Below are 8,007 nucleotides of genomic sequence, written 5' to 3'. Positions count from 1 at the left end.
GACGAGAGACGAATGACGAGAGACGAATGACGAAAATTCCCCGTGATGCGAGCCGCACAGGCAGTTTGCATTACGGGGAGTTTTATTTATTGCTTGTCGTGCTATGATTCCTTAAGATTAAGGAGGTCTTTAGCTTTTGTATTAGCTACATCAGTAAGTCGCATTTTACCATCAGCAGCTTCTAATTTCAACTGGTGACAATTTGACACCGTTTCATTTCCCTCTTTTTTGAGTCGTTCTTTTAGTTTGTTCCAATACTTTCGAACAGTAAGAAAATCTTTACTATATAATTAATAATTGACAATTAACGATTAACAAAAACTTCCTGTAGTGCGTTCTGTATAAGTAGTTTGCATACGAGAATTTTATGTGTGATTTGTTCTCGTTAAATGATTACATCTTCAGGAGAAGCATAAGAAAAAGGCACCCATCGGTAGTCCTTCTCTTTGCCTATATATCCCAAACCAGGGAAAGGTAAATGCCCTGCAAGAATAAGCGTATGCTCTTTGTAGCAGTTCTCTAGTATGCGTAGGCGTGTGTGAATACCTTGCTGATAATCAGTATCCCACAACACACCCCAATCGGGTTTAGCAATGAGCAAAGGCGAGTGAACCGTATCGGCTAAGTGCTTTAACGAACGTCCCTCTGAAATGATAGTTACAAGCGTATGCCCCGGCGTATGTCCTTCGGCTAACTCGGTTTTTAATATCCCAAAAAGAGTATCACCTGCGCTGAAGAAGTGCAGATGATTGCCTAGAGCTTTGAGAATATTGCGCGAATAGTTTAAGTATTGTTCTAACTGCTGGGGCGTTCTCTTATATTTAGTTTTAGAAAAATCGGGATTAGGTGATAGCCAAAAGTCGTACTCCTTTTTGTTGATATAACATTGCGCATTAGGAAAAGTGAGTTTGCCATCGGGAGTGGTAAGTCCCCCAATATGGTCGCCGTGAGCGTGAGTGATAAATACATCAGTAATATCAGAAGGAGAAACACCTATCTTTATGAGATTTTCGGGGAGTCTTCCTATATTGGTTTTCCCAGAATGCTGTCCATTACCAGCATCGATTAAGATATACTTATTAGCTGATTTTATAAGCAATATATTCACCGACATCTGCATCAGTTCGGGGTTGAGATACAGTTTTTGCATCTGGTTTACAAAGTCCTTTTTAGGTATTTGAGGGGCAAAGATAGATTGAGGAGGAGAGACGTTCATATATCCATCAGATAGGAGAAAGAGCTCCAAATCTCCCAATGTGATTTTAAGGCTACATCCTGTTGCAACAACATTGCTGTCAGTAGTTTTTTTAGGTAAGAAACTCATTAGTGAGGGAACTGCTAAAAGCCCCCCACTGAGGGCAGTGGTTTGAAAGAATTTACGTCTATTCATAATATCGATTAGCTTTACTTTATTTATTGATGACACAAAGATACAAAATAATTGACAATTAACCATTGATAATTGACAAAAAAACTCCCCGTGATGCGAGCCGCATAGGCAGTTTGCATACGGGGAGTTTATTTTCTAATTCTCTCATTTCCTCATTTGCTAATTGACGATTTTATCAACTGTAGCATTGCTGTATCTATCTTTTCTGCTGTAGCGAAGTTTTGCTTTATATGGTATTTTTCGGCGATAGCAGCAATTTTCTCGTAGCGTATGTTTACTGTTTTATTTTCCTCATAGATGAGGATTTTCAAAGGGAGTTCAATAGCAAAGCGAGGGTTTTCCTGCATTAGGGCGGTTCCTATTTTGGGGTTACCTACTATAAGCACAGTAGCAGGTGCCAATTTCTCTCCTACAGCCTTAGCAGCCGCTTGGTGGTCGATAGTGGCAAAAACGGTGATGCCTTTGGACTTCAAAATCTCTTGAAGCCTTTCTATAGTCTGCTCAAAAGTATACGGACTCTGTGCTGTATAGTCAAAATATTCTATCTCAAAAACTTCGGCAAGCTTAGGGAGTGTCTGTGCCATTCCCAAAAGAGGAAATAGCAAAAATAACATTATTTGTAATTTTAAAGCCATAATATTGTTTTTTAGGTGCAAAGATAGTGATGATTTGCTAATCTTTGAGTTGCTCTTCTATCTCTTTAATGCTGGGGAGAGAGGACTTATATCCTTCTGATAGTTGTTCATATAACTGATAGGAGGAAATCCCAATAGGACTATTAACATCTGAAAGTGTATATTCAGCCACTACATCATTCTTGTCTTTACAAATAAGCAGACCAATAGTAGGATTATCTGCTTCAGTACGCATCTGTTTATCTACAGCGGTAACATAGAACTTGAGTTGTCCTACGTGTTCTGGTTTGAATTTTACAGACTTAAGTTCTACTACTACATAACAATGAAGGCGAACATTATAGAAAAGTAAATCAATATAGAAATCATCACCACCTACATCTATATGTACTTGTTTGCCATAAAAACAGAATCCTTTCCCAAGTTCTAAGAGAAACTTAGTCATATTTTCTTCTAAATAACTTTGAAGCTCTTTCTCTGTATAGGGTTTCGTTAGGGTAAGAAAATCAAATATATAAGGGTCTTTAGTGAGTTGTTGTGCCAAATCGGATTGTATAGCAGGAAGTTGCTGCTTGAAATTCGTAATAGCTTTTCCCTCTCTGTCATAGAGGTTTAACCCCAACTGATGTTCTAACACCGAGCGACTCCAGTGATTTTCTATGGTTTTATTGACATAGAAAAGGACTTCAGATATGTTCTTACAACGCTGTATAATCATTATATGATGCCCCCAAGGGATATTGAATAGGGTCATTTCTAATTGGGAAACAACTTGTTTCCCAATTATATTTTCTTGATTATAAAACAAATACCATTGCCTTATATATTTTAAGTTCCGATAAGAAAACCCTTTCATAGTAGAAAAGGCTTCTTGTAGGTCTCTGCTCAGGGTTTGCAGAAAACCATCACCCCATTGGGTTTGTTCTTGCTTTTGAACTATATCCTTCCCTATTCGCCAATAAAGGTGCAATAGCTCACTATTTACTTGTATAGCTGCTTTGATTTGGCTTTGTTGAATATTTGTTTTAAGAGCTTCTAACCATTCTCTGTAGGCTGAAGTATTGATAATGGCATTCATCTTTTGTGTTCTCTAAGAAAGTACAAAGATAAGGATAATTCCTTTATTTCTGAGTACTCCAATTAACGAATTTATTAACTATAGCATTGTAACATCTATTTTTTCTGGTGTTTTTCTAAAGTACGACTACAGTCTCTTCAAAAGCCAATGGACTCTCAAAGTCAGCATAAGGTTTTATCACATCTGTACAGCTAATAATAGGTTGCGCAGCTGCTAAAAGCGGGAATAATAAGAAGATAATTAAGTGTTTCATATAGTTTATTATAAATGTTTTTCAAAGAAATTAAAGGTAAGTTCATTTAGTTTGTGGTGGGTTTCCTCAATAGGGGTTTTGCCACTAAATCCCAAAAGATGAGGAAAAGGTACCCATAAAGGTGCATCGGTAAAATCTACGTGGAAGATATCGGGGATTTGTATAAATTCACTTTCAGCTGTGTTTTTACATAGGTTTTCCATTGTGCTGAGGTGCTCTTGAATATCGCTTTCTGTCCACCCACCTGAGCGTTCTCTTTCTGTGCGCATAGCTTCTGCAGGACGCGTAATAACCATTGTAGGAACACGCAAGCCCGTTTGTGCTATTTTTAGCGGAATCCGCGATTCCATAATCAAATTAGCTTTGATACGAGGGTCTTTCCACGAGGCTTCTGATACGATAATTCCTCCGAGAGAAACTCCAAAAGTCCCTAATCTATCCAAGTTGAATTTGTTGTAAAGAAGGTGGTTAGGGTCGTTTGTATTGAGTGCAGTAAGGAAATCTATTACTCGTGATACATCTTTGGCGAAGTAGGCTATCAATCCCCCTTCAAAAGTTTTTCCCTTATAACTCAGAAGAGGATTTTCTTCTGTTAAGCTCTCATTGAGCATAGGGTCGATGAGCGTTCGCGGCAGGCTTTTGAGCGTACTGCCGTCGGGGAAGGTTGCCAAGGCTACCGCCATAGGGCAATCAATACCTACCACTATATAGCCTTGAGAAACTAACTCTTGTATCTGAAAAGTGCTTATACATCGGTGACCATAAAGTCCTGTGAGGTACAGAAGTACAGGATATTGCGCTTTTTCCTTGTTTACAGGAGCTTTTACTAAGGCATTCGAACGCTTGAATTGCAATGGATAAAGCAACGCCTTCGGAATATGTAAAAGCTCTGAAATAGCCTCACTCACCTTGGTAGCTTCAGGGATATAAGGGGCATAATCGCTCTGAGAGGTGTTTTCGGCAGGGTACCACACTTGTATAGGGATTTGTCTGGCTTGGTGTTTATCAGTGATGAAAATCTCTTCCCTATCAGGGTCGGTTACACAATAATTCACCGTACCAACGGCATACTTGCCCGTAGGTTTTGTAAAAAGCGCAGGACGGAATATATAGTAAGCCCCTCCCACGAGTAATAGCAATAGTATGGTAATAAGGATATACATCTTTTTCTTTTTCATTTGCTAATTATATTGAGGTAGTGGCAAAGATACGCAATGAACCATCTGTTTCTTTGCGCTGTATATAGCCTTTGAGGGTCATTTGGTGTAATTGTTTCTTTACTGCTGCGGTGGCTATCCCTGCTTTTTGTGCTAATTGCTCAATAGTAATCATCGGGTTTTCTCCAATAGCTGTAAGCATTATAGCAGTTGATGGACTGCGAAAGACAATGCGCTGCCCGTCATACCACCATACCTTAGCAGAGGTTTCTGTAGCAAAGGCAATCATATACTGCAATTCTGTGACAACTAATTTTTTAAAGAAGACCGAGAAAGGGGCTATTTGCGTCAAAGTAGCTTGCGCACCTTCTGATGGACTGAGTCCTACTCTTACATCGGCTTGGTGGAGCGCATCTAAATATTGCTGTTTGTAACGATGTCTCACTACAAGCATTGGCAAACCGTGGCGGGCTAAAATGTAATTGACCATCAGTCGGGCTATGCGTCCGTTACCATCTTCAAACGGGTGTATGCGAATATAGCGATAATGAAATAAAGTAGCTAATTCTACTGCAGAGAGTTTTCCTGCTGTCTCAGCCTCGTTATACCAATCTACAAGGTCGGTCATCAGGGCAGGTGTTTCTTGAGGAGAAGCATACTCAAAGCGGTCGCCATAACGGGTAATCACACTATTAGGACGTGTTTTATAGCTCCCTGCGTGGATTATATAGGTGCTAATAGTACCATCGGGCAAGGTTTGATATACTGTATAGTCTTCTCTTAATAGGGTTTGGTGTAGCAAACGGATAAAATGTTGGGTAAGAGGTTTGCGTTCAGAGAGTTCTTCTTTAAGCATTTGTAAACTAGCCTCGCTGGCTTTCATATCCATAAAATCCTTCATATTTCCTTCACCGCTTACTTTCCCAAAGAGCAAGAGCAATTCTGTTTGCCCATAAGTGAGTGTATTTCCCTCTATATGATTACTATTATAGTTGTAATCTACAGTAAAACGCTGAGAGAGTAAATATTCCTTACGCTTGCTAAGAGGCTGTAAGGCTTTCCACTGCTGATACAGATGAGTTATTTTATCCATAATGTATTCTTTTTTGCATTCAAAGGTAGCCTGTGGCTACCTTTAGATGGTATAATGTGCAAAAGTACATAATATTTTTTACTTAGCCTACTAAATTTGTAGCTTTTGTATCAGCCACCCATTCCACCATCAGTGGCATCTAATTTTAACTGGTGATAATTTGACACCGTTTCATTTTCCCTCTTTTTTGAGTAATCCCCAAAGGTGTGCATTTTGAGTTCTTTAAATCTTATTTCACTAATTGTTCTATCTGTTTTTGCAGTGTAGCTCGCTCGTTAGCCGATTTAGAAAGAGTAATCGCTTTTTGGTAGTGAGTAATTGCTTTTTGGTTATTGATATCAGTATACAAATATCCTAATAACTCGTGGTAGTAACGATTGTTTTGCAATCCTAATTTTTCAGCCTCGACAATAGCTTTTTCTTTGCCGTATACCTTGCCATAAGCAAAAGTCCTATTTAAGGCTATTACAGAAGAATGTTCAATGATAATCAGTTGGTTATATAGGTGGAGAATATACTCCCACTTGTTTTCATCGGTAGGGGTAGTATGCCAATAGGCAATGCCAGCTTCTAAGTGATATTTAGAGATTTGTGAGCCTTCGCAGGCTTTTACTAAGTAATAGTTACCTCTATGTATAAGTTCTTTATCCCATTTGCTTTTATCTTGTTGTTCATAAAGAGTGTTTTCACCAGTGGTATTGATACGGGCTTCAAGTCTGGAACTTTGGAAACACATCAGCGATAAAAGAGCATTCACTTGTGGTGTATCAGTTTGAGGGTGTTCGGAAAGTAAGAGTGTAAGGCGCAAGGCTTCTTTGCAAAACTCCTTTCGTATGAACTGATTATTAGTTTCTGAAAAATAGCCTTCATTGAAAAATAAGTACAAACAGCGCAGTACAGTTTCTAATCGGGCTTGTATATCGGCTGGGCTTACGGTTTTGATTTGAAAATGATGCTCTCTAAGCTTGTTTTTAGCCCTAAGAAGTCGTTTTTTTATAGTTTCGGTATGGGTAAGCAGGGCATTAGCAATCTCTTCCACCGTAAAACCACAGAGTATTTGCAAAGCCAAACTTATTTGAGACTCTACAGAAATAGAAGGATCGCAGATATTGAAAAGCATTTCTAACTGACTGTCGTTTATTTCAGAAGTTTCAAAGGTAAGTTCTTCGCTTTTCTCAGTAGGTGTAAGTGCCTTTTTTACTTTATCTTCAAATATAGCTACGTGTTTTTCATAGTCTTTAGCTTTGTTTTTGGCAACGGTGTAAAGCCACGCAGTAGGGTTAGCAGGCAAGGGCTGTATTTCCCATAATTCATAGGCTTTTAAGAAAGTATCACTCGCAATATCTTCAGCAATTTCCAAATGAGAAAAGCCAAAATGGCGACATAACACTGCCACCATTTTAGCGTATTCTTTTCGAAACAAATCGGATAAAAGTTGTGAGTGAGGCATTTTAATCTCTTTTTAGCACTTCACGTACTTCAATACTACCACCTACTTGTTCAAAAATAGGGTTGGCTTTAGCCATTTCCACTGCTTCATCAATGTTTTCAGCTTTTACTACCACATAACCACTGATAAACTCTTTAATTTCGGTAAAAGGTCCATCGGTTACAACCTTATCGGCTTTGATAGTTTTGGCACTACCAGCAATAGGCAAAAGAGTATTGCCTTTGTCGGCTAATTTGTTTTGTGAAGCGATACCTGCAAGCCAGTTCATACGTTCTTGCATTTGCTCAGGAGTAGGTTTGAAATCAGCGATGTTGTTCAAACGAAAAATTAATACAAAATCTTTCATACATTTTTAAATTTAATATTATACCCCTATAACGATTGAATTTTCTCTATGGGGACAAAGATAGTAAAAATTAACAAATAAAAAACTCCCCGTGCAGTTATTCACTACACGGGGAGTTTTTTATAGCTTGTTGTGCTACGACCTAATCTGCTACTCGGCAAATTACTTTCTTGTCGTCAAACTTCTCAGCGAGCCATTGTTGTAACTTTTGGGTATCTACTTCTTTGGCGACTTCTTTACCCTTCACAGTTTCTTTTTTAGGTGTGTAGAGCATTACTGTGGTGAGAGAAGTATTGTCTTTTTCCGAAAAATCTGTCAGTTTTCCAAAATAAAAACTCTCAATATTAGGAAACAATACTTTTATCTCTTTAGCAAAAATAGGGTCGGTATATTTGTATTGCGCCAACTCTTCTTTTAGCTGATTTATCATCACATCTTTACTAGAGAGCGACGACTTGTTTTTGTTGATTTCTGATAGTATTTCTTTGTCAATTTCAGACCCTTTTTGTCGTACAATAAGCTTGGTATTGAGCAATTTGAATTTTTTAAGGTTGCTTTGTAGCGTTTTCAGCTCTTCATCGCTAAATTTCTTATCCAAAAACGCT

7 protein-coding genes and 2 pseudogenes are annotated in these 8,007 nt (G+C 38.4%); all 9 read right to left on the bottom strand.

Annotated elements, in window-relative coordinates:
- Positions 1–385: 385 nt before the first annotated feature.
- Positions 386–1,390: an MBL fold metallo-hydrolase gene (locus HMPREF9073_RS08575; protein WP_034555671.1), complete on the bottom strand. Its 1,005-nt coding sequence runs from the start codon at positions 1,388–1,390 to the stop codon at positions 386–388.
- A 152-nt stretch (positions 1,391–1,542) separates the two neighbouring features.
- Positions 1,543–2,025, bottom strand: coding sequence for a DUF302 domain-containing protein (locus tag HMPREF9073_RS08570; RefSeq protein ID WP_009750956.1), 483 nt, complete (start codon positions 2,023–2,025; stop codon positions 1,543–1,545).
- 37 nt (positions 2,026–2,062) lie between these two features.
- Entirely contained in the window at positions 2,063–3,103 is a 1,041-nt protein-coding gene (locus tag HMPREF9073_RS08565) for a YhcG family protein (RefSeq protein WP_009750955.1), read from the bottom strand.
- A gap of 118 nt (positions 3,104–3,221) precedes the next feature.
- Positions 3,222–3,356 (bottom strand): annotated as a pseudogene (locus HMPREF9073_RS15700) (DUF302 domain-containing protein); the annotation flags it as partial.
- 8 nt (positions 3,357–3,364) lie between these two features.
- A complete protein-coding gene (locus tag HMPREF9073_RS08560) occupies positions 3,365–4,534 on the bottom strand; it encodes a Platelet-activating factor acetylhydrolase plasma/isoform II (protein WP_009750953.1) in 1,170 nt (389 codons plus the stop codon).
- Between the two features lie 7 nt (positions 4,535–4,541).
- A complete protein-coding gene (locus HMPREF9073_RS08555) occupies positions 4,542–5,606 on the bottom strand; it encodes a Fic family protein (RefSeq protein WP_009750952.1) in 1,065 nt (354 codons plus the stop codon).
- 229 nt (positions 5,607–5,835) lie between these two features.
- Positions 5,836–7,056, bottom strand: a complete 1,221-nt coding sequence (locus HMPREF9073_RS08550; protein ID WP_009750951.1) for an RNA polymerase sigma factor — start codon at positions 7,054–7,056, stop codon at positions 5,836–5,838.
- 1 nt (position 7,057) lies between these two features.
- Entirely contained in the window at positions 7,058–7,402 is a 345-nt protein-coding gene (locus HMPREF9073_RS08545; protein ID WP_002666814.1) for a YciI family protein, read from the bottom strand.
- Positions 7,403–7,544: 142 nt separating this feature from the next.
- Positions 7,545–8,007, bottom strand: a pseudogene (locus HMPREF9073_RS16300) (hypothetical protein); the annotation flags it as partial.

This window comes from Capnocytophaga sp. oral taxon 326 str. F0382, assembly GCF_000318295.1.
Classification (GTDB): Bacteria; Bacteroidota; Bacteroidia; order Flavobacteriales; family Flavobacteriaceae; genus Capnocytophaga; species Capnocytophaga periodontitidis.
This window is presented reverse-complemented; position numbering and strand designations above follow the sequence as displayed.